The 20,071-nt window shown below is 44.5% G+C and carries 22 protein-coding genes and 1 pseudogene; 13 read left to right on the top strand and 10 right to left on the bottom strand.

Annotated elements, in window-relative coordinates; all coding sequences use genetic code 11:
- The first annotated feature begins 80 nt into the window (after positions 1-80).
- The 4 genes from SSV_RS11505 (at position 81) to SSV_RS11490 (ending at position 4,187) form a co-directional block, all read left to right on the top strand.
- On the top strand, positions 81-1,112 hold the full coding sequence (locus SSV_RS11505; protein ID WP_072074865.1) for an NAD-dependent epimerase/dehydratase family protein: 1,032 nt from the start codon (positions 81-83) through the stop codon (positions 1,110-1,112).
- Positions 1,087-1,914 (top strand): MBL fold metallo-hydrolase, encoded by an 828-nt coding sequence (locus SSV_RS11500; RefSeq protein ID WP_176693619.1) that lies wholly within the window; start codon positions 1,087-1,089, stop codon positions 1,912-1,914. Before SSV_RS11505 ends, SSV_RS11500 begins: the two co-directional genes overlap by 26 nt.
- Positions 1,883-3,142: a F390 synthetase-related protein gene (locus SSV_RS11495; protein ID WP_176693618.1), complete on the top strand. Its 1,260-nt coding sequence runs from the start codon at positions 1,883-1,885 to the stop codon at positions 3,140-3,142. Before SSV_RS11500 ends, SSV_RS11495 begins: the two co-directional genes overlap by 32 nt.
- 100 nt (positions 3,143-3,242) lie before the next feature.
- The gene (locus SSV_RS11490; protein ID WP_072074862.1) at positions 3,243-4,187 is read left to right on the top strand and encodes a 3-oxoacyl-[acyl-carrier-protein] synthase III C-terminal domain-containing protein; all 945 of its coding nucleotides are present in this window, start codon (positions 3,243-3,245) and stop codon (positions 4,185-4,187) included.
- Between the two features lie 98 nt (positions 4,188-4,285).
- Here SSV_RS11490 and SSV_RS11485 read toward each other — a convergent pair whose 3' ends face one another.
- Together SSV_RS11485 and SSV_RS11480 are read right to left on the bottom strand one after the other, a co-directional pair.
- Positions 4,286-4,816 (bottom strand): TetR/AcrR family transcriptional regulator, encoded by a 531-nt coding sequence (locus SSV_RS11485; RefSeq protein ID WP_072074861.1) that lies wholly within the window; start codon positions 4,814-4,816, stop codon positions 4,286-4,288.
- 232 nt (positions 4,817-5,048) lie between these two features.
- Complete coding sequence (locus SSV_RS11480; RefSeq protein WP_072074949.1) at positions 5,049-5,441, bottom strand: DUF4947 domain-containing protein; 393 nt, start codon at positions 5,439-5,441, stop codon at positions 5,049-5,051.
- Positions 5,442-5,976: 535 nt separating this feature from the next.
- On the opposite strand from SSV_RS11480, the gene SSV_RS11470 reads away from it, so the two are divergent.
- Both SSV_RS11470 and SSV_RS11465 read left to right on the top strand, forming a co-directional pair.
- On the top strand, positions 5,977-6,690 hold the full coding sequence (locus tag SSV_RS11470; RefSeq protein ID WP_072074860.1) for a polyphosphate polymerase domain-containing protein: 714 nt from the start codon (positions 5,977-5,979) through the stop codon (positions 6,688-6,690).
- Between the two features lie 19 nt (positions 6,691-6,709).
- Entirely contained in the window at positions 6,710-7,969 is a 1,260-nt protein-coding gene (locus SSV_RS11465) for a carbohydrate-binding domain-containing protein (protein WP_176693617.1), read from the top strand.
- A gap of 83 nt (positions 7,970-8,052) precedes the next feature.
- Here the strand turns inward: SSV_RS11465 and SSV_RS11460 are convergent, their stop codons facing one another.
- From SSV_RS11460 to SSV_RS11440, 5 genes are all read right to left on the bottom strand, one after another.
- Positions 8,053-8,706, bottom strand: a complete 654-nt coding sequence (locus SSV_RS11460; protein ID WP_080983552.1) for an HAD family hydrolase — start codon at positions 8,704-8,706, stop codon at positions 8,053-8,055.
- Positions 8,699-9,652, bottom strand: coding sequence for a S66 family peptidase (locus SSV_RS11455; RefSeq protein ID WP_072074857.1), 954 nt, complete (start codon positions 9,650-9,652; stop codon positions 8,699-8,701). The genes SSV_RS11460 and SSV_RS11455 overlap by 8 nt, the downstream gene beginning before the upstream one ends.
- 144 nt (positions 9,653-9,796) lie before the next feature.
- The gene (locus tag SSV_RS11450) at positions 9,797-10,837 is read right to left on the bottom strand and encodes a DUF4097 family beta strand repeat-containing protein (RefSeq protein ID WP_072074856.1); all 1,041 of its coding nucleotides are present in this window, start codon (positions 10,835-10,837) and stop codon (positions 9,797-9,799) included.
- Positions 10,830-11,429 (bottom strand): DUF1700 domain-containing protein, encoded by a 600-nt coding sequence (locus SSV_RS11445; RefSeq protein ID WP_072074855.1) that lies wholly within the window; start codon positions 11,427-11,429, stop codon positions 10,830-10,832. The genes SSV_RS11450 and SSV_RS11445 overlap by 8 nt, the downstream gene beginning before the upstream one ends.
- Positions 11,404-11,742, bottom strand: coding sequence for a PadR family transcriptional regulator (locus tag SSV_RS11440; RefSeq protein WP_002913906.1), 339 nt, complete (start codon positions 11,740-11,742; stop codon positions 11,404-11,406). The genes SSV_RS11445 and SSV_RS11440 overlap by 26 nt, the downstream gene beginning before the upstream one ends.
- A 258-nt stretch (positions 11,743-12,000) precedes the next feature.
- Between SSV_RS11440 and SSV_RS11435 the strand changes: the two genes are divergently transcribed.
- The 6 genes and pseudogenes from SSV_RS11435 (at position 12,001) to SSV_RS11410 (ending at position 16,988) form a co-directional block, all read left to right on the top strand.
- The gene (locus tag SSV_RS11435) at positions 12,001-12,132 is read left to right on the top strand and encodes a teichoic acid D-Ala incorporation-associated protein DltX (RefSeq protein WP_002894209.1); all 132 of its coding nucleotides are present in this window, start codon (positions 12,001-12,003) and stop codon (positions 12,130-12,132) included.
- Between the two features lie 19 nt (positions 12,133-12,151).
- Entirely contained in the window at positions 12,152-13,702 is a 1,551-nt protein-coding gene (gene dltA / locus SSV_RS11430) for a D-alanine--poly(phosphoribitol) ligase subunit DltA (protein WP_072074854.1), read from the top strand.
- A pseudogene (gene dltB, locus SSV_RS11425) lies at positions 13,699-14,942 on the top strand (D-alanyl-lipoteichoic acid biosynthesis protein DltB). The gene dltA and the pseudogene dltB overlap by 4 nt, the downstream one beginning before the upstream one ends.
- A gap of 19 nt (positions 14,943-14,961) precedes the next feature.
- Complete coding sequence (gene dltC / locus SSV_RS11420; RefSeq protein WP_072074853.1) at positions 14,962-15,201, top strand: D-alanine--poly(phosphoribitol) ligase subunit DltC; 240 nt, start codon at positions 14,962-14,964, stop codon at positions 15,199-15,201.
- The gene (gene dltD, locus SSV_RS11415) at positions 15,194-16,462 is read left to right on the top strand and encodes a D-alanyl-lipoteichoic acid biosynthesis protein DltD (protein ID WP_072074852.1); all 1,269 of its coding nucleotides are present in this window, start codon (positions 15,194-15,196) and stop codon (positions 16,460-16,462) included. Before dltC ends, dltD begins: the two co-directional genes overlap by 8 nt.
- Before the next feature lie 40 nt (positions 16,463-16,502).
- On the top strand, positions 16,503-16,988 hold the full coding sequence (locus tag SSV_RS11410; protein ID WP_072074851.1) for a GNAT family N-acetyltransferase: 486 nt from the start codon (positions 16,503-16,505) through the stop codon (positions 16,986-16,988).
- Between the two features lie 30 nt (positions 16,989-17,018).
- Here the strand turns inward: SSV_RS11410 and SSV_RS11405 are convergent, their stop codons facing one another.
- The 3 genes from SSV_RS11405 to SSV_RS11395 all read right to left on the bottom strand — a co-directional run bounded on the left by SSV_RS11405 (position 17,019) and on the right by SSV_RS11395 (position 19,185).
- Positions 17,019-17,846 (bottom strand): Cof-type HAD-IIB family hydrolase, encoded by an 828-nt coding sequence (locus SSV_RS11405; RefSeq protein ID WP_072074850.1) that lies wholly within the window; start codon positions 17,844-17,846, stop codon positions 17,019-17,021.
- Between the two features lie 32 nt (positions 17,847-17,878).
- The gene (locus SSV_RS11400) at positions 17,879-18,625 is read right to left on the bottom strand and encodes a DeoR/GlpR family DNA-binding transcription regulator (RefSeq protein WP_072074849.1); all 747 of its coding nucleotides are present in this window, start codon (positions 18,623-18,625) and stop codon (positions 17,879-17,881) included.
- A 164-nt stretch (positions 18,626-18,789) separates the two neighbouring features.
- The gene (locus SSV_RS11395) at positions 18,790-19,185 is read right to left on the bottom strand and encodes a hypothetical protein (protein WP_072074848.1); all 396 of its coding nucleotides are present in this window, start codon (positions 19,183-19,185) and stop codon (positions 18,790-18,792) included.
- Between the two features lie 279 nt (positions 19,186-19,464).
- Here SSV_RS11395 and SSV_RS11390 point away from each other — a divergent pair, with 279 nt between their 5' ends.
- Complete coding sequence (locus tag SSV_RS11390) at positions 19,465-20,046, top strand: DNA-3-methyladenine glycosylase (RefSeq protein WP_176693616.1); 582 nt, start codon at positions 19,465-19,467, stop codon at positions 20,044-20,046.
- The last annotated feature ends 25 nt before the right edge of the window (positions 20,047-20,071 follow it).

Raw genomic sequence — 20,071 nt, 5'->3', positions numbered from 1 at the left:
GATTTCTTTCTGCTCCTATCTAATCAGGTGAGACACTTTGTAAAGATTTTTTCCAGCTTTTTTACGGAAGATTTGCTGAAATGGTGTATAATGAGGATAAGACACAAACAGAAAATTATATGAAAGGAGTAGCGATGAAGGTTCTAGTGACAGGAGCGACTGGCTTTCTAGGAAGGTATGTTGTTGAAGAGCTGGCTGAACAAGGCTATCAGGTGCGGGCTTTTGGTCGTAATCTGAAGGCTGGTCGGCAGTTAGAAGGTCCTTTAGTAGAGTTTTTTGCTGGAGATTTTACCAGAGAAGAAGAAATTTTTGCAGCCTGCGAAGGAGTGGATGCAGTGGTGCACGCTGGTGCTCTCTCAACGATTTGGGGACCATGGGAGCAGTTTTATCAGACCAATGTAGTAGGAACCAAGTTGGTTATGGAAGCCTGCCGACATTTTGGAGTGCAACGACTGGTCTATATTTCCTCTCCGAGTGTTTATGCTGCCGCGCGTGACCAACTTGCTATCAAAGAAGAGGCTGCTCCTCAGGAGAATGAGCTGAATTTCTATATCAAAAGCAAGCTCATGGCTGAGCGGATTGTCCGAAGCTATCCTCAAGTTCCATCTGTTATCTTGCGTCCTAGAGGGCTTTTTGGTATTGGAGATACCAGTATCTTTCCTAGGATTCTGCGCTTAAGTCAAAAACTGGCGATTCCACTTATCAGAAATGGCCAGCAAATGATGGACATGACCTGTGTGGAAAATGTGGCCTTGGCTGTTCGACTGGCTTTGGAAATTCCAGAAGCGCAAGGACAGGTTTACAACATTACCAACGGAGAATCCCGTAGTTTCAAGGATATGCTGGATGAAGCTTTGGAAGGTTTACAGGTTCGTAAACGTTATATTAAGTTGCCTGCTGCTTTTCTAGGTCTTCTGGCACAGGGGTTTGAAAGCTTTTATCGCTTTTTTAACATTGAAAAAGAGCCTCCTCTGACTCTTTACACTTATTACTTAATGCGTTACAGTCAAACGCTGGATATATCAGCAGCAGTAAGGGATTTGGGCTATCAACCCAAGTTGACAATCAGTGAAGGGATTGCAAAATATGTCCAACATTATCGAGAAAATTGAGTATCTTCAGCCTGGGCGCTGTAGCAGTCACTTGCAGCAGATGTTTAAGGGAGTTACCAAGAAAAAAATGATTTTTCCAGCTGGTGTTTTCCTCTTGAAGCATCGTGAGAAAGGCTATATTCTCTACGACACTGGCTATTCTCCAGCTATTCTGAAGCCCAAGCTCAAATACTGGCTCTATGGTCTGGGAACGCCTGTAGATATGTCAGAAGAGGAGCGTGTAGATCGGCTGCTTGAGAAAAAAGGAATTGCGCTAGAAGAGATTTCTTATGTCATCTTGTCGCACTTGCATCCAGATCACATCGGCGGATCTGCTTTCTTTTCCAAGGCCCGCTTCATTCTGACCAAGACCGTTTTTAAAACTTATCAGCATGCCAAGCTTAAGGATTTGATTTTCAAGGAATTTCTTCCGCAGGATTTTGAGAGTCGGTTGGAAGTGGTGGAACCTCAGCAGGTCCAAGCAGAATTCCTCTATCGCAAGACAGTTGACTTGTTTGGGGATGGAAGTATATATCTGGCCTCAGTTGATGGCCATGCCGCTGGTCAAGCTTGTCTCTTTTTGCCAGATTATCATCTGTTTATCGGAGCTGATTTGTGCTGGGGCGTGGATCTGTTGCCTTATACGGAGCAGATGCGTTTCTTGCCGTCACTAATGCAGGATAACAAGGAAGAATACATGGCTGGTGTGGCCTTGCTTCGACAGTTACTTGCTGTCGGTTATCAGGTGCTAGTCAGTCATGATCCGGCTGAGAGAGCGGAGCAGATTTTGTATGAAACTAGGAACATTTCTAAAAACCTTTAGCGTCATGCGCTGGGGGCATCGATTTAAAGATCGACAGGCCCTGGAAAGCTATCAAGTCAAGGCTTTAGAGACCTATCGGGAATTTCTGCAGCAGGAATCACCTTATTTCAAATCAGGTATTCCAGTAGATTTTAAGATGAATAAGGCCTTTATGATGGAGCATTTCAATGAGCTCAATACTCAGGGGCTGGATCGAGATGAGTTGTTAGCCTTGGCACTTGAGAGCGAGCGGACACGTGATTTCAGTCCCATGATAGGAGAAATTGCTGTCGGCCTGTCTTCAGGGACATCTGGTCACCGAGGCTTGTTTGTCACCACTGAAAAGGAGCGCAGTATGTGGGCGGCAGCCATCTTGGCCAAGATGCTGCCTACAGGCAAACTCTTTGGGCACAAAATAGCCTTCTTTCTTCGGGCAGATAACCAGCTCTATCAGACTGTCAATTCAGGATTGATTTCTTTGGAGTATTTTGATACTTTTCAGAGGGCTGAAGAACATGTAGAGCGCTTGAATGCTTACCAGCCGACGATTTTGGTGGCTCCAGCGTCAATGCTCTTGGATCTGGCTAAACAAGTCCAGGCAGGAAATTTGAAAATTGCCCCTAGCAAAGTCGTATCGGTGGCAGAGATTTTAGAAGAGCCGGATCGGCAGAGGATTCAAGCAGGATTTGGTCTGAAAATGGTGGATCAGGTCTACCAAGCGACTGAGGGCTTTCTAGCTTGCAGTTGTGCTTACGGGAATCTTCATCTAAACGAAGACATTGTCCATATAGATAAACGCTACTTGGATGATAGGCGATTTTATCCAATAATTACGGATTTCAAGCGGACTTCTCAGCCAATTTTTCAATATGAGCTGAATGATATCTTGGTGGAAAATCCTGAACCTTGCCCCTGCGGTTCGGTCTTTACACGGATTGACAGAATCGAGGGGCGCTCGGATGATATTTTCATTTTTGAAAATGCCGCAGGTCAGTCGGTGGAGATCTTTCCAGACTTTATCCGCCGCTGCCTGCTCTTAGTTGATGGGATTGGAGAATACCAGGTAGCTCAGAAGCAGGACCATTCGCTGACCATTGCTATCGAACATCGTAGTCAGCAGCGAGAAGACGAGATTGTCCAGCAGTTTCAAAACTTAGCGACTGATAAAAGATTTCTTATGCCGGCTATTTCTTTTGAAGATTATCAGCGGGACAGAAGCCGTAAGTTGAAACGCATCTATCGGGCTTAAGAATGCCCCAAGTGGAAAAATATATGAATCAGAGGCTGAAGTGCTTTGGCAGTTTACCTAGCTGCCGAGAAGCCCCAAGTCTGACAAGAAGGAGTTTAATATGACAGCAGTAAAGAATCATATAAAGATTGTTGGTTACGGTACGCATCTACCTAGAAATACTGTGACTTTTAAGGATCAGACCCGTTATCGAGTGGTGGAAAATGAAGAAACCCAGCTTTCTATGGCTGTTAAGGCGATTGAAAAAGCCCTGCAGCAAGCGGGCTTGACTATCAAAGATGTTGACTGCATCGTATCGGCCAGTGCAGTGGGCGTTCAGCCTATTCCTTGCACAGCGGCCCTGATTCATGAGTTGGTGGCCAAGGGCTTGTCCATTCCAGCCATGGATATCAATACGACCTGCACCAGCTTTATCTCTGCTTTGAGTCTCATGTCTCATTTGTTGGAGGCTGGTGAGTATCAAAGGATCCTCATCGTGTCCAGTGAGGTTGGAAGCCTGGGCCTCAATCCTAATCAGAAGGAAAGTTTTGAGTTGTTCAGTGATGGAGCGGCTGCTTTGATTTTTGAAGCAACAGAGGAAGAGAGAGGGGTTATCTCCAGCCTGCAGCGGACCTGGTCTGAAGGAGCTCACGATACAGAGATTCGCGGTGGTCTGACATCTTTTCAGCCTAAGGAGTATTCGGATGCTACCAAGACTCACTACATGTTTGACATGAATGGCAAGAAGATTCTCTTGCTTTCTGCCAGAAAAATTCCGGAAATGTTTAAAGAATTTAAAGAAAAGAGTGGTCTCAGCCTATCTGACCTGGATTATATCATTCCGCATCAGGCGAGTCGTGCTCTGCCAATGGTCATGCGCAGCTTGGGTATTCCTGATGATAAATACCTCAATCTCGTGCAAGACTATGGTAATATGGTGTCAGTGGCAGTGCCTTTTTCTCTCTGCTATGCTCTGGAGCGCAATCTAGTAAAGGAAGGAGACACCATCGCTCTGATGGGAACAGCAGCTGGTATGACAGTCAATATGTTGGCTATGAAATTATAATAAAAACAGGGTGTACAGAACCTCTTTTGGTTTCGTACACCCTGTTTAATTGTTCAAAAATTTGAGTAGAAGTGTGCCCGATGGACTTAAGCAACTTCTTATATCATTTTTAAAAGAAATTCTGCTATTTGTTCAGGACTTTCTTTTTTTCCTCTGGAAACCCACATCTGGCAGACGCCGAAGAAGGCATTAGCGAGAAAGACCCGGCTGTATTCTTTTTCAAAATGATTGTAAACACGTCTACTAAAACGATCCTGCAGACTATCCGCCAGCATCACCTGCAGCTTATGGCGCAGGAAATTTTGAATTTCTTTCGTTCCGTTTTCCGTCAGAAGAGCAGCTAAAAGCGGCTCTAGCTGGAGGAACTGAAAGACCTCCGTAATCGCAATTTGAATATCCTCCTGATTGTTATCAAAAATATACCCCAGTTGATGAAAGAGGTTTTGCTGATAACGTTCAATCATATCGTACTTGTCCTTGTAGTGAGTATAGAAACTACTACGGCTGATGCCAGCAGCTTGAGCTAGCTGGACAGTAGTGATATGGTCGAAGGACTGCTGATGCAGTAGTGTAACCATGGCTCTCTCAATAATAGCCTTGGTTTTTCGGCGTTTATTGCTTTCTAACATAAAATCTCCCTTTGAGGCTAAGCCTCAGTCTGCTCTTCAAACTAATAGCTATCATAGCAAACTACTTTTTCTTTTTCTCCATGTACTATTATATCAAATGTTTTTCAAGTGGAAAAGAGTTAAATTCCGAAAATAGGCATAGATAGGCAAAATTTTATTTTAATAGGCTTCTTAGACTGGTAAAATAATAAAGCCAAGACTTAAAGTAAAGTCTCGGCCTTCGTTTTGAGCATTATTTAAAGTAGAGGTAGTCGGGGTCAGGAGTGACGTAAAGCAACTCACCCTCTTGCGAGAAGATAATAGAAATTTGCTCATTTTTATAAGAGTAAATTGTGTAGGTGTTTTGTAATCTTGATGCTTGAGCAATGTCAACTGCACCCGCTAAGAAAGCACGCGCTTGTTCTTTGCTTATTTTTTGATCCTGAACCAGCCTCTTCAGATTTTCTAATTCTTTGTCTTGGAAGGCTTCATATTCAGAAGCGAGATCAGTGCTTACTTTCTCTGGTTCGCCGAGAATACTTTTGACTTTTTCTTGGGTATATCCTTTAAATTCAGGAATTTGAGCTTCAAAACCGCCAGATTCATAGGATTGATAATAAACCTTGGCATTGCCAGTCGCATAAATCTTATCATTCTAACATAATACTGATTTTCTGTGTACTTACCTGTGGAAAAATACCTTTTATTTACAGATTGTTCAGGGATTAAAGACAGTAGGATTAACTGATTCCGTTTCCCTGCAATCTTTTTAAACAAAATTAGACATAGTGTCTAATTTTAAAGAATAAGCTTATGATTGTTTTATTATCAACCCTTGGCTGCCAATGAGCTATTCTGTATCGGGCTTACGCCAAACTATTTCTATGAACGGCCAAATTGGTACTCAGGTGCTCTTCCTTGCTTTTGTTTTAGTTCTTTTCACGGCGCTTGGTACTCTAGTCTATCGAACAGATAAAAAACAGCTAGCTTAGGGCTCGTACTTTTATGAATCTGTAAAAATGTAGATGAAAAGTCTATCTGTAATTCGTTTACTTTTTCTCTAACCAACATCTCCTGAAAAGGGAGATGTTTTGTTTTCTTTAAGTTTTCTTTATCTTTCTTTTAAGTTTTCATCTTTAAAATTGCATTACATTCAAGAAAGATAGAGAGGGGAGAAGCCCATGGCAGAAAAATTTTTTCAACATCATTTTCAGCGCTTTGAAACCAAATACATCATTTCCAAGGAAACCTTATTGGATCTATTGCTAGAGTTTGAAGGCTATCTGGTGGAGGATGAGCGAGCTTATTCGACCATTAACAATCTCTACTATGATACGCCATCTTATCAGCTCATTCGTGAGTCCTTGGAAAATCCTCACTTTGATGAGAAGGTGCGTTTGCGAACTTATCAAGAGCATCCGACTGAGGATAGTCAAGTCTTTTTGGAAATCAAGAAAAAGACTGAGAATCTGGTCACCAAACGCCGTCTTGCAGCAGATTTGCTGGCAGCGGAAGCCTATCTGGACGGTGATTACAGTCAGCTGACTGACCTTCAGATAGATAAGGAAATGGTCTGGCTGACCCAGCATTTTGGCAATATTCAGCCTATGATGTATATCGGCTACAATCGTTATTCGATGAAAGGGATTGAGGATGAGCGGATTCGGATTACCTTTGATCACGACCTGACCTACCGTCCTTATGATCTGAGTCTATTGGCCGGTCGTCATGGAGATCATCTCCTGCCAGCCAACCACGTGATTATGGAAGTTAAGATTCCAGAAGCTTGTCCGCTATGGCTGAGTGAAATCATGGATCGCTACCAGCTGTCTCCATGCTCTTTCTCCAAATATGGCTTTGCCTATAAAAAGGCAAACTGTATCAGCAGTAAATAAAAAAGATAGGAAAAGAAAAATGAAACAATCAAAATCAACCCTTAAAAAAATTAAATTGATGATTCCACTGATCTTGATGACAGCAGTGCTAGGAGCATGCAGCTCAAACGCCAGCAGCTCTACAGCTTCAAGCAGCACCCAGGCTGCTAATGCTACAAGCACCAGTCAGACCAAGACCAATACTTCTGATTACTTTGCCTCAGAGGATTCGGACGCTTCTTATGATGAGTCCAAGGCGACGACTATCAGCTTGAGCGGCTCTAGTGCTAAGACCTCTGGTGATGGCGCTAGTGTCTCCGGTTCTACCGTGACAATCTCAGAGGCTGGGACTTATGTCGTTTCCGGAACGAGTGAAAATGTGCAGATTGTTGTCAAAGCAGGTGATAGCGACAAGGTTCAAATCGTCCTAAATGGCGTAACCATGAGCGGGACAGACGCAGCTATTCTGGTAGAAAATGCGGGTAAAACAAGCCTAACTCTGGCTGACGGCAGCCAAAACACAATCTCAGACTCATCAAATCACAGCAATAAAGATGCAGATGCAGCTATCTATAGTAACTCTGACCTGACTCTCAACGGCTCTGGCAGTCTGACAGTTGACGGCAAGTATGAAACAGCGATTAAGTCTGAGCAGACCTTGCGGGTAACAGGTGGCACTTATACGCTCAAAGCAGCTAAGCATGGTCTGTCAGCAGCTTCAGCCATTAATATCAAGGACGCAACTATCGATATCACAGCGACAGAAGATGCTATCCACGCGGACAATGATGAAGATACTTCTCTGGGGAATCTCTATATCCAGTCCGGTACCATCACGATTAATGCTGGTGATGATGGTCTGCACGCTAGCAATATCGCTTTGATTGATGGTGGAACAATTACGGTTTCTAAGAGTGTAGAAGCTCTGGAGGGGACTAATGTCACCATTAACGGAGGCAAGCTGGACCTTTATGCGACAGATGATGGTATCAATGCAGCTAGTGACGTAACTGGAGCTGATATCTTTATCAAGATTACCGGTGGCGATATCAAGGTTGAGGTCGGTGAAGGCGATACCGACGCTATTGACTCCAACGGCGATGTCATCATGTCAGGAGGAAACTTGGATATTACTTCTACGGTATCTGCCTTTGACTTTGACGGAACGGCTACCTACACTGGCGGTACCATCACGGTCAATGGTGAAAGCCGAACAGAAATCACAGCAGACGGACCCGGCGCTGGTGGCCCTGGTGGCGGCGGTGCCCCGGGCGGCCAAGGCGGTTTTGGTGGACGATAAGAAAATAAGGCAGTTCAATTTGAACTGCCTTATTAATTTATGAAAAAGACGGGGATGCAGCTATGTTTCTGCAAAGTAATCTTTTATAGGAGACTTAAGAGAGACGATAAATTTTCTATAGTGAAATCAGGTTTTTCTTCTAGTCGTTGGGGTTGGTAATAAGCACTAAAACCTTGTTTTAACCAGATAGTTGTCATTCCTAGTGCTTTCGCAGGTATGATATCATTGTCTATTCGATCACCAATCATAACAGCTTGTTGAGCAGGGCAATGAGCTTTCTCTAAAGCTAAAGTGAAAATGGCAGGGGAAGGCTTGGCAAGTTCGAACTCTGCAGAAGAGACAACTAAATCAATCCATTGATATAGTCCCATTTTTTTCAAACGTTCTTTTAGGCCAGGTAGTTGGTTGGCGATGATCCCGATTTTATATCGGTTGTGCAATTCTTTTAAGACCACTTGGGCATCTGGGTATAATTTCTCCAAATTAGAGTTCCAAATGGGACGTTCTAAGTTAAATTCTTTTATTGTCTCCAAGTCTCCCTTTTTGCCTTCTTTAAACAGTTCAACCATACGAGCATAAAAAATATCGTAGTTAATATTTGTCCCTGTAATTGCTCTCCTAATTCTATCTTGATAGGCTTCTTTTTCATCAATCAAAGTAGAGCCAATGTCAAAAAACAACCATTTATGAGCTGACATTTTACTACCTCCACAGTAATTATGATATGCCTTACTCATCTATCTTAATCAACATCTTCTCCGTATCCACCGTCACTTGAGCACCGATGGTGATGGTAAAGAGAGGCTGAGTATGGGCAAAGTCCAAGTCATAGAGGACGGGAATCGTCTTTAGAATAGGATGTTTATCCAAGATATAAAGGAGCAGCTCCTCTGTCATCTGACATTCTTTTGGAAAGCGGCCGATGAGCAGGGCCTGCGGGTTAGGATAGGCCTGAAGGAGGGCAGCTAGATTGCGTTCAAACTCCACATAATGATCTTCCTCCGCCTCTTCAACAAAGAGGACATAGTTTTCATCTGTTGGGGCATAGGGTGTGCCACGTAGGAGTGAGAAAGTGGAAAGATTGCCACCGATAGTAGTGGCTTGGGTTTGTCCGTGGTGATAGACCTTCCACTCCGTTTCATGGAAGGTCAGTGGGGCATCGGGCAGGTACCAGGCGTTGTCGCCCCATTTTTCACTAGGAGTCAATTCATAAGAAGTCTGGCTGACGGCCTTGAGCCAGCTCTCGGTCTGATAGTCCTGCAGAGCATCCATCTTAAAACTGGAGTAGGATGGTCCCATATAGGTTTTCATGCCGGTCTTGCTATAGATGGCGCTGAGCAAGGCTGTCGTGTCTGAGTAGCCGCAGAAAATCTTAGGATTTCTAGCAATCAACTCAAAGTCCAGATAGGGCAGGAGCTCATTGCAGTTGAAACCTCCGATGGTGGCCAGAATAGCATCAACGGAGTCATCCGAAAAGGCAGCATGAATGTCTGCCACCCGGCTTTCGATGGAGGCAGAGTCTAGCATATCATTTTCCAGATAATGCTCCGAAAAAGACACGGTAAAACCTAGTTTTTCCAAGCGCTCCTTGGCGGCTAGATTGGCCTCAAAGCCACCGATGTGTTCGATTGACGCTGAGGGGCTGACGACCCGAATGTGCATACCAGGTGTGAGTTTTTTCATAGGGACCTCCTTGTGATAAATTTTTATAGAATATCATAGCACAAAGGCCAAGGCCTGTAAAGCAATCTTAGGGCATTGCGGGAATTTTTATCAAAAAAGGGAGCCGCTGAGGACTCCCTGATTGTATATAATCATTTCTATGATTTATTCGCTGAGCTTAATGCTGCCACTTTGGGCGCTGGCACTAAGTGTAGTTGTCGGATTTTCGACTTTACGGATGGCAGAGCCGCCAAGTTCATCGCCTTTGGAGTGCTCTACACTTATACCACTAGGGATGTCAATTTCACCTAGATCCGTTTTCAGATCAAAGGATAGCTGCGACAAACTGCCAGAAACCAGATGCAGATTAATATCGCCCAATTGGTCAGTGATAGAGATTGTACCAGCTAATTCCAACTGTTCAGAGTTCAGTGAGCCGCTTGAGATTTTCAGAGTGCTGTCGGAGATTTTGCTCGAGTTTAGATTGACCTCTCCCAGAGAGTTTGCTATTTCGCCAGATGCGAACTGGCTGTTGCTCAGAGTGATGGTACCCGAAGAATCAATGATTTTTCCAGAGCTAATCTGACTGTTATTAAAGGAAATCTCTCCCAGAGAGTTCTTAAATTTACCAGATGCGAATTGGCTATCATTCACAGTCAACGAGCCATTGGATAGAGAGAAGTCAGCATTTTTTGCTGATAGATTGGACAGCGTAACATCTCCTAATGACGAACTGCCGCTGAATGTCTCAAGCTTGGTCCCCTTAGGTAGGGAAAGCTGTACAGTACGCTTTCCTTGAGATTCTTGGTCAAATAAGCTGAGTAAGGAGCGGATGCCAGCGCTTATGTGGAAGGAGCCTGCACCATCTTCCTTGATGTTTAAGTTTCCGTTTTCAGAACTTGTTGTGATTTTTCCAAGCGAGCTTCCATCAATCTGATAGTTACCATCGCTTTGGTAATAGGTCAAGTGAGCCTTGTCATCAGGAGATTCGCTGATGACGAGGTTTCTAGCCGCTAAGTTAATATTTAGGGAAGAAAGATCAGAGAAGCTTTCTTCTTTTTTCGTTAGTTTTATCTTGCTTTTGGCAGAATTGACCAAGTCGTTGACACCGCCTGTCATGGAGCCGATAGTTGTCAGGGCTCCACCAAAGAGGCAGGCTAAAATAGCTGCGGATAAAAGAGGTTTTTTCAATTTGATGTTAGCCATGACGTGCTCCTTTCTTTGCGAAAAGTTGAGCTAGTTTGACAAAGCCAGCCTTGCCAAACTGAGTAACAGGAGAAATGCCTGCGTAGAAGATGCCTGACAGTCCCAGAGCTAGAACACTGAGCCCCAGAGTGAACAGGAAGGCCGGGATAGATGTCGTCAGTCCCACTGTCAAAGTGTCCCAGATCAGGCTGATGCCAAAGATAAAGAATGCAAAGGCACCTATAGCCATGACGAGAGCAAAGATAAAGACTAAGAGGAAGAAAACAAAAGTCAAAAGTGCTGCTACTATAAAGAGCGGAATTGCCAAGGGTGCTGCCAAAATGGATAGGATAGCAATCTGGACGATGTTCTTAGTGTTTTTTGATGAACTGCTGTCTTGATTATCTTCCTCGACTTTTTTGTCCAAAAGATTCAACATAATCTCGTGGGCCGCTTCCTTAGGGCTGCCAAGCTCAGCAATAGCGGCTTCCTCGCCCTCTGGGCCTACCTCGTCGAAGTACTCAGTGAAGTAATCCATAGCTTCCTCATAGTCCTTGCGTGGCAGTTTTTTCAGATATTTTTCTAGCTCAGCTAGATACTCGGTTCTTGTCATGACGGATGCTCCCTTCTATGATACCGCTGATGGTCGTAGTATAAGTTTGCCACTCTTCTTTTAGAGTGAGTAGATGTTCGTGCCCGTAGGCAGTGAGTGAATAGTATTTTCGTTTTCGTCCTTGGTACTCCTGCGAATAAGTCGTGAGGCAGTCATTTTGCTCCAGCTTCTTCAGAATGGGGTAAAGTGTTGATTCTTTGATATTGGCAATCAGCTTGATCGTTTGGCTGATTTCATAACCGTAGGAATCGTCTTTTTCAAGGATGGCTAAGATGAGAAACTCAATCAAAGCCGATGATGTGGGGAAAGACATAGGACCACCTCCTTGTGTAAAATATTTATATATAATCTTTCTATATATAGTCTACAACCTCTTAGGGAAAAAGTCAAGCAAAATATATAAAATTTTTATATATTTTTTGAAAAAGTCTTTTAATGGCTGTTTATAAGGCACATCAAAGTACCTTTCTTCCTTACAAGAACTTTACATCTTCCTTAGCTTTTGTGTTGAAAACATCTTCCATAAAATGGTAAAATGGTGTAAGTCTAACTAAAAATATAAGAGAGATCAATGAAAAAACATCAAACCCTATATAAGTTTTTGGGCCAAACCCTACTATATTTTGTTATCTTTCTGGCCTTGCTTTATTTCTTTAGCTATCTAGGTCAGGGTCAGGGCGGCTTTATCTATAATGAATTTTAATGTGAGAGAGTAGGAAACAATGTCAAATAAAGTGATACATGATATGATTGAAGCGATTGAGCATTTTGCTCAGGTGCAGCCGGATTTTCCGGTCTATGATATTTTAGGTCAAGTTCATACTTATGGTGATTTAAAGAAGGATTCCGATTCGTTGGCGGCTCAGATTGACCGTTTGGGACTTCCTGACAAGTCTCCAGTTGTGGTCTTTGGCGGTCAGGAATACGAAATGCTGGCTACTTTTGTGGCCCTGACCAAGTCTGGTCATGCCTACATTCCTATTGACAGCCATTCAGCCTTGGAGCGCGTGGCAGCGATTGTGGAAGTTGCTGAGCCAAGCTTGATTATTGCCATCAATGATTTTCCGCTGGCAGATGTAGCTGCTCCTATTTTCAGTGCGGAGCAAGTTCAGAAAGCCTTCAGAGAGGGAGCGCCCTATGAGCTTAGCCATCCGGTCCAGGGAGATGACAACTACTATATCATTTTCACATCGGGAACAACTGGCAAGCCTAAGGGGGTGCAAATTTCCCACAATAATTTGCTCAGCTTTACGAATTGGATGATTACAGATAAAGAGTTTGCGACTCCGGCTCGTCCTCAAATGTTGGCTCAGCCGCCTTATTCTTTTGACTTATCAGTCATGTATTGGGCGCCGACTTTAGCCTTAGGAGGGACTCTTTTTGCCCTGCCTTCGACTGTGACTCAGGATTTCAAGCAGCTGTTTGAGACGATTCTCAGTCTGCCTATTGCTATCTGGACTTCGACGCCTTCCTTCGCGGACATGGCCTTGCTGTCGGATGACTTTAACAGCCAGAAGCTGCCTCAGCTGACGCATTTCTACTTTGACGGTGAGGAGTTGACGGTCAAGACAGCTCAGAAGCTGCGTGATCGCTTCCCTCAAGCTCGCATTATCAATGCTTACGGTCCGACTGAGGCAACAGTGGCCCTGTCTGCAGTAGCAGTGACAGATGAGATGCTGCAAAATTGCAAGCGCCTACCGATTGGCTATACCAAGGCAGACTCTCCGACCTTTGTCATTGACGAAGAAAGGCAGAAAGTACCGAATGGCCAGCAGGGAGAAATCATCATCTGCGGCCCAGCCGTATCCAAAGGTTATCTGAATAATCCTGAGAAGACAGCGGAGGCCTTCTTTGAATTTGAAGGTCTGCCAGCCTATCATACAGGAGATGTCGGCTCGATGACGGACGAAGGCCTGCTGCTCTACGGCGGCCGGATGGACTTCCAGATCAAGTTTAATGGTTTCCGTATTGAGCTGGAGGATGTGTCTCAAAACCTCAACAAATCGAAATACGTTGAATCTGCGGTGGCTGTGCCCCGCTACAATAAGGATCACAAGGTCCAAAATCTGCTGGCCTATGTCATTCTCAAAGACGGTGTGGCTGAGCAGTTTGAGCGGGAAATTGATATTACCAAGGCTATCAAGGAAGATCTGCAGGATATCATGATGTCCTACATGATGCCGTCCAAGTTTCTCTATCGAGAGACCCTGCCTCTGACCCCGAATGGCAAGATTGACATCAAGGGGCTGATTAGCGAGGTCAATAAACGATGATGGATTTCTTGAAACAGCTGCCTCACTTGGAACCCTACGGCAACCCAGTTTACTTTGTCTATATCGTTCTGGCAGTTCTGCCAATCTTTGTTGGACTTTTCTTTAAGAAACGCTTTCCCCTTTATGAAGCATTGGTCAGCTTGGTCTTTATCGTCCTGATGCTGACAGGTCCTAGTCTGGCGCAGCTTTGTGCTTTACTGGGCTATGTCATCTGGCAGATAGTCTGGGTTTACTCATACAAGCTTTATCGGCGGTCGCGAGACAGCAAGTGGTCTTTTTTCTGCATACTTTGCTGGCAGTTCTGCCGCTTGTGCTTGTCAAGGTAGAGCCCGCAATCAGCGGTCATCAGTCTCTCTTTGGCTTTTTGGGGATTTCCTATCTGACCTTTCGCTCGGTAGGGATGATGATTGAGATGCGGGATGGAGTTTTGACAGACTTCACGCTCTGGGAGTTCTTACGTTTCCTGCTCTTCATGCCGACCTTTTCAAGCGGTCCTATTGATCGTTTCAAGCGTTTCAATGAAGACTATTTGAACATTCCTGAGCGCGATGAGCTGCTGGATATGCTGGAGCAGTCTGTCAAGTATATCATGCTAGGCTTCCTTTATAAGTTTATCCTGGCACATATCTTTGGACATCTGCTGCTGGGGCATGTCAAGACCTACGCTCTCTACACCGGCGGCTTCTTTAATCTGGGAACTCTGGGCGTCATGTATGTCTTTGGTCTGGATCTCTTCTTTGATTTTGCCGGTTATTCGATGTTTGCGCTAGCTATTTCCAATCTCATGGGAATCAAGAGCCCTATCAACTTTGATAAGCCCTTTCTCTCACGCGATTTGAAAGAATTTTGGAATCGCTGGCACATGAGTCTGTCCTTTTGGTTCCGTGACTTTGTCTTTATGCGTCTAGTCATGGTCCTGATGCGCAATAAGGTCTTTAAAAACCGCAACACGACCTCCAGTGTGGCCTATCTGATCAACATGCTGATAATGGGATTCTGGCATGGTGTGACCTGGTACTATATCGCCTACGGTCTCTTTCATGGAGCTGGTCTGGTCGTCAATGATGCCTGGCTGCGCAAGAAGAAAACGCTAAACAAAGAGCGCAAGGCTAAGGGGCTTCCGCCTCTGCCAGATAATAAATGGACCCAAGCTTTGGGGATTGTGGTGACCTTTCACGCAGTCATGTTCTCATTTTTAATCTTTTCTGGATTTTTAAATGAGCTTTGGTTTAAAAAATAAAAATGAATGAGGAAGAAAAATGGATATAAAAGCAGAAGTAATTGAAATTATTGAAGAACTATTTATGGAAGATGTGTCAGACATGATAGACGAGGATTTGTTTGACGCTGGTGTCCTAGACAGTATGGGGACGGTTGAGCTGATTGTTGAGCTGGAAAACCGTTTTGATATCCGCGTGCCAGTGTCAGAGTTTGGCCGCGATGACTGGAACACAGCTAACAAAATCGTTGAAGGCGTAACGGAGCTTCGCAATGCTTAAACGACTCTGGCTGATTCTGGGGCCGGTTTTCTGCGCCATGGTCATGGTTGCCCTGCTCTTTTTCTTCTATCCGCTTGATAAAAAGCATGATATAGAAGCAGAGAAGCGCTCGGCAGTGACCCTGACAGCAGAAAACTTTAAGAGCCGCAGCAAGAAGGTGACAGCCTTGACTGATAAGAAGATGCGCTTTGTTCCCTTCTTTGGGTCTAGCGAATGGCTGCGCTTTGATAGCATGCATCCGGCAGTGCTGGCTGAGAAGTATGATCGCTCCTATCGGCCTTATTTTCTAGGCCAGCGCGGGGCGGCATCATTTAATCAGTACTTTGGCATGCAGCAGATGTCTTCCGAGTTGGAGGGACAAACGGCAGTTTATGTGGTGTCGCCCCAGTGGTTTACCAAGACCGGCTATGATGCTTCGGCCTTTCAGCAGTACTTCAACAGTGATCAGCTGACGGCTTATCTGTCTCAGCAGAAAGGAGATGCGGCTGCGCAATATGCAGCCCAGCGCCTCCTGCAGCTCTATCCAGATGTCGCTATGGCAGAGAGTGTGCAGAAGCTGTCTGAAGGTAAAAAGCTGAGCAGCTTTGAAGAGCGTCATATTGATATGATGGCTCATCTTAATGAGCGCCAAGATGCTTTTTTTAGCAACTTTGCTGCCCTCAATAATGAAAATTATGACCAGCGAATTTTACCTTATATGGCTGATTTGCCAGACACCTTCTCTTATCAGGCTTTGGAAGAGATTGCCACAGCAGAAGCTAAAAAGAAGACCAATAACAACCAATTCGGCATAGACAATCACTTTTACAAGTATCGTATCGCTGGCAAGGTTGCTAAGCTCAGAGGTTTTCAGACCAAGCAATCTTATGAAAAATCTCCTGAGTACAACGACTTGCAGCTGGTTCTGGATCAGTTCGCCAAATCAAAGACCAATGTTATCTTCATCATTCCACCGGTCAATTCTAAGTGGATGGAGTATACAGGACTCAGTCCAGAAATGTACCAGCGGACGGTGGCCAAGATTCGCTACCAGCTGGAAAGTCAGGGCTTTACCAACATTGCTGATTTTTCTAAGGACGGCGACAAGCCTTACTTCATGCAGGATACTATTCACATGGGCTGGAATGGCTGGCTGGCCTTTGACAAGGCGGTTGATCCTTTTGTGGCCAATCCACATCCAGCGCCAAACTACCAGATGAATGACCGTTTCTTCACTAGGGAATGGTCTCAGTATACTGGCAAACCAGAAGAATTCAAATAGGGTTGGGACTTTCCAGCCTTATTTTTATAAAGGAGGAAAGATGAAAATTCGTTTGTCCCAAATAGAAGATATCCCAGCCATTATGGCGATTTATGATGTGGCCCGTCAGTTCATGAAAGACCAGGGCAATCCGACTCAGTGGGATGGAGGCTATCCCAGCGCGGGCTTGATTGAGGATGATATTGCGGCTGGCCATTCCTTTGTTGTTGAGGAAGAAGGGCGGCTGGTCGGCACCTTTGCCTTTATCATCGGAGAAGACCCGACCTATCAGGTCATCGAAAAGGGGGCCTGGCATTTTGCGGAGCCTTACGGCACCATTCACCGCATTGCTTCAAATGGCCAAGTCAGAGGCCTATCCCGTCAGGTCTTTGATTTTTGCTGCCAGCAGATTCCCTACTTGCGAATCGATACCCATGCGGACAATCAGCCTATGCAGGCAGCTGTGCTGAACTACGGCTTTAGGGAGTGCGGCATTATTCATGTGGCAGACGGCAGTCCTCGCCTGGCTTATGACTATCATCAATAAAAAAATCTGCTCAAGGGCAGATTTTTTAGGTTATATCAAAACATACTTTTCTACAGCTTCTGCGACCCCGTGCTCATTGTTGCTTTTGGTGACGGCTTTTGCCTCGGTTTTAACTGCTTCAGGGGCATTGCCCATAGCGACTCCAAGTCCAGCCAGGCGTAGCATAGGAAGGTCATTGAAGTTGTCTCCGATTGTCATGACCTCCTCTAGTGGCACTTGATAGTGCTGGGCAATTTCGTACAAGGCTTGCTCCTTGGAGACATGCTTGGCTGTGACTTCCATGTAGTTGTCTTTAGAGAGGTAGAAGGCTGTCTTGGGAAAGTCTAAGGTCTGCAGGTAGTCATGGAGTTTCTGGATGATAGGCGCTTGATCAATCAGGAGTAGCTTGTGGACGGGCATTTGCGCATTCAGCACTGGGATTAGCTCATTCTGAATCATCGGCTGCTCACCTGTAATCTCTGCCTCTATCTGCACCCACTTATCCAGACGATCAGCAATCCAATCCTTGCCAGAGTAGAGATTGATGGACACACTGGGAAATTCAGCCTTGACCAGTTCCAGAAAAGTGCGGATTTCTTCCTTATCCAGAGGGTGCTCGATAATGGTCTCATAAGCTTGCGGGTCGCCCTTGATGACTAAAGCGCCATTGTAGCAGGCCAGTGGATTATCTCCCAGCCCCAGCTCACGCGCAATCGGCTCCATGCCCAGAGGAGAGCGGGCAGAAGCCAGAACGAAAGGGATTTTTTCTCGGCTTAGCAGGGGAATCATGTCCTTGAGTTTAGAATCTACTTGATGTTGGTCATCCAAAATGGTGCCGTCAATATCGCTGATAATCAGGCGAATCGCTTGTTTTGTCATGGGGCGTCCTCCTATGTGTCTAATGAATCGATTTAATAAATTATTTTAACCTTGTCTCCTAGCTTTTCTTGGACTTCAGGACTTGGCTTTTGGTCCGTAATCCAGTAGTCAAAGTCGCTGACAGGAGCCAGGATGTAGTTAGACTCTTTCTGCCACTTGTCTTGCTCAGCCAGTAAAACTTTGATTTTGGCGTGTTTCAAAGCTAGTTTTTTCAGGTGAGCATCGGCCTCGTCTTCAAAGCTGACTAGGCCATCAGAGACACTGGCTGCCCCGATAAAGGCAATGTCAAAGGAAATCTGCTCCAGCAGCTCTGCTTCATTGAGCGCATAGTAGAATCGGTTTTTGGGATAAAATTTTCCGCCTAAGAGGTGAAAGTCCACTTTGTCCTGAGTGCTCAGCATGATTGCATTATCCAGAGAATGGGAGTAGATTGTCATAGGCTCCTTGATGCGCTGAGCCAGATGGAGAACAATGGTTGAGACATCAAAGAAAGCTATTTGCCCTGCCTTGAGAAAGTCATGAGCCTTCTGAGCAATAGCCTTTTTTTCTTGACTTAGTTGGTTGATGCGATCGTTAAAGGAGGGAATTTGCCGACTAGTGTCCAGCGGGATAATGCCTCCGTGGGTGCGCTGCACAAGCCTACGCTCGCTCAAAATCGAAAAATCTCGCCGAATAGTATCTTTAGAGACCTGAAAATGCTCAATCATATCCTTGGCTGACAGCTGTTTTTTCTCAGCCAAGAGCTCTAAGATTTCAGTTAAGCGTTGTTCTTGGTACATGCTTGTTTCTCCTTATTTTTCTAAATAGAGTATAACATAATTGATAAGTTTTTAAAAGTATTTATAATCATTTATAAGTCACTAAGAATTACATTGGAGAAAATCAAAAAAACCGAGCAAATCTCGGTTTTCATGATCTATAATAATCGAAAGACTTTTTTCAATTAAGGTGTTTGGATATTGATAGTTCCATCGCTGCCGACCTTAACATCAACACCGCCGCCTTCAACATGAACGCCATCTTCATTTACGCTAACAGCAGCGTTGTCAGTTTGTACATTAGCACTACCGTCTCCGTTAGTTTCAACAGAAGCATCTCCGCTTTCGTCTCCGCCATTTACATTAACGCTAGCATCTCCGCCGTTTACGTTGACTTTGGCACTACCGCTTTCTTCAGATGTGCTGCTAGAGCTTGTCTTAGCTTTAGATGAAGAAGATACGCTTGAGCTGGAACTTGAGCTTTCTTCAGTCTTCTTATCTGCAGAATTTCCGCAAGCTGCCAAAAAGAAAAGTGCAATTAGTGGTAATAAAAATAAAGAAATTTTAGATAATTTTTTCATCTTACCCCTCCTTCTAGTATAATATTAAACAAATATTTCATTTGAAGCAATGAAAAACCGGAATGATACACAAATAACATACTGTATTAATAAAAATGTTACAAATTATATGTACGATTATTAGATAATACATAGATTTTATAAGCTTTTCGTGCTTTCTAGGCTATTTGTGTCATAATTTTTTTGTAATAAACAACAAGTCCATGAGAAAGAGAAAAATAACATTTTTGCAACATTTCTTTTCCTCTGTAAATGGAGAAATCATGCTATAATCAAGCTATGTTATCAAGAGATTTTCAGAAACTAATCGAGACAGACACAGTTGCAGCAGCGCGAGCTTTGTTAGGTATGCAGCTGATTCTAAATGGCCAGAAGTTAGGCCGGATTGTCGAAACAGAAGCCTATCTAGGAAGTCAGGACAGCGCCTGTCATTCAGCTAGAGGGCGCCGCTCCCCTAAGAATGAATCCATGTATCTGCCAGCTGGTCACTGGTATGTCTATCAGATTCATGGCCATCAGATGCTGAATCTGGTGACCAAGGCTGAAAATGTGGCCGAAGCCGTACTGATTCGAGCCTTGGAGCTACCGGATGGCCGTCTTTTAGCTAACGGCCCTGGCAAGTTAACCAAGTACGCTGGGATTGATAAGCGTTTTGATGGACAAAGTTTAGCGACCTCCAGTCTGCAATTAGCCTATGACCTGACTCCGAATCAGATTGCCAGCCGTCCGCGGATTGGCGTGACCTGCACAGATGCCTGGCGAGAGGAGCCCTTGGGCTTTTATGTGGACGGCAATCGCCATGTCTCAAAAATGCCCAAGCGAGGCCTGCTGTATGATGAGGACACCTGGAAGAAGGAGTAAAAGATGAAGAAAACAGAGATTTTTG

The organism is Streptococcus sanguinis (assembly GCF_001078705.1).
In the GTDB taxonomy this organism is placed as follows: Bacteria; Bacillota; Bacilli; order Lactobacillales; family Streptococcaceae; genus Streptococcus; species Streptococcus sanguinis_D.
This window is presented reverse-complemented; position numbering and strand designations above follow the sequence as displayed.

What these genes read in the sequence shown, in the direction of transcription:
- SSV_RS11505 (WP_072074865.1), top strand. Translation starts at nt 81, where the DNA reads ATGGTGTATAATGAGGATAAGACACAAACAGAAAATTATATGAAAGGA.
- SSV_RS11500 (WP_176693619.1), top strand. Translation starts at nt 1,087, where the DNA reads ATGTCCAACATTATCGAGAAAATTGAGTATCTTCAGCCTGGGCGCTGT.
- SSV_RS11495 (WP_176693618.1), top strand. Translation starts at nt 1,883, where the DNA reads ATGAAACTAGGAACATTTCTAAAAACCTTTAGCGTCATGCGCTGGGGG.
- SSV_RS11490 (WP_072074862.1), top strand. Translation starts at nt 3,243, where the DNA reads ATGACAGCAGTAAAGAATCATATAAAGATTGTTGGTTACGGTACGCAT.
- SSV_RS11485 (WP_072074861.1), bottom strand. Translation starts at nt 4,816, where the DNA reads ATGTTAGAAAGCAATAAACGCCGAAAAACCAAGGCTATTATTGAGAGA.
- SSV_RS11470 (WP_072074860.1), top strand. Translation starts at nt 5,977, where the DNA reads ATGGCAGAAAAATTTTTTCAACATCATTTTCAGCGCTTTGAAACCAAA.
- SSV_RS11465 (WP_176693617.1), top strand. Translation starts at nt 6,710, where the DNA reads ATGAAACAATCAAAATCAACCCTTAAAAAAATTAAATTGATGATTCCA.
- SSV_RS11460 (WP_080983552.1), bottom strand. Translation starts at nt 8,706, where the DNA reads ATGAGTAAGGCATATCATAATTACTGTGGAGGTAGTAAAATGTCAGCT.
- SSV_RS11455 (WP_072074857.1), bottom strand. Translation starts at nt 9,652, where the DNA reads ATGAAAAAACTCACACCTGGTATGCACATTCGGGTCGTCAGCCCCTCA.
- SSV_RS11450 (WP_072074856.1), bottom strand. Translation starts at nt 10,837, where the DNA reads ATGGCTAACATCAAATTGAAAAAACCTCTTTTATCCGCAGCTATTTTA.
- SSV_RS11445 (WP_072074855.1), bottom strand. Translation starts at nt 11,429, where the DNA reads ATGACAAGAACCGAGTATCTAGCTGAGCTAGAAAAATATCTGAAAAAA.
- SSV_RS11440 (WP_002913906.1), bottom strand. Translation starts at nt 11,742, where the DNA reads ATGTCTTTCCCCACATCATCGGCTTTGATTGAGTTTCTCATCTTAGCC.
- SSV_RS11435 (WP_002894209.1), top strand. Translation starts at nt 12,001, where the DNA reads ATGAAAAAACATCAAACCCTATATAAGTTTTTGGGCCAAACCCTACTA.
- dltA (WP_072074854.1), top strand. Translation starts at nt 12,152, where the DNA reads ATGTCAAATAAAGTGATACATGATATGATTGAAGCGATTGAGCATTTT.
- dltC (WP_072074853.1), top strand. Translation starts at nt 14,962, where the DNA reads ATGGATATAAAAGCAGAAGTAATTGAAATTATTGAAGAACTATTTATG.
- dltD (WP_072074852.1), top strand. Translation starts at nt 15,194, where the DNA reads ATGCTTAAACGACTCTGGCTGATTCTGGGGCCGGTTTTCTGCGCCATG.
- SSV_RS11410 (WP_072074851.1), top strand. Translation starts at nt 16,503, where the DNA reads ATGAAAATTCGTTTGTCCCAAATAGAAGATATCCCAGCCATTATGGCG.
- SSV_RS11405 (WP_072074850.1), bottom strand. Translation starts at nt 17,846, where the DNA reads ATGACAAAACAAGCGATTCGCCTGATTATCAGCGATATTGACGGCACC.
- SSV_RS11400 (WP_072074849.1), bottom strand. Translation starts at nt 18,625, where the DNA reads ATGTACCAAGAACAACGCTTAACTGAAATCTTAGAGCTCTTGGCTGAG.
- SSV_RS11395 (WP_072074848.1), bottom strand. Translation starts at nt 19,185, where the DNA reads ATGAAAAAATTATCTAAAATTTCTTTATTTTTATTACCACTAATTGCA.
- SSV_RS11390 (WP_176693616.1), top strand. Translation starts at nt 19,465, where the DNA reads ATGTTATCAAGAGATTTTCAGAAACTAATCGAGACAGACACAGTTGCA.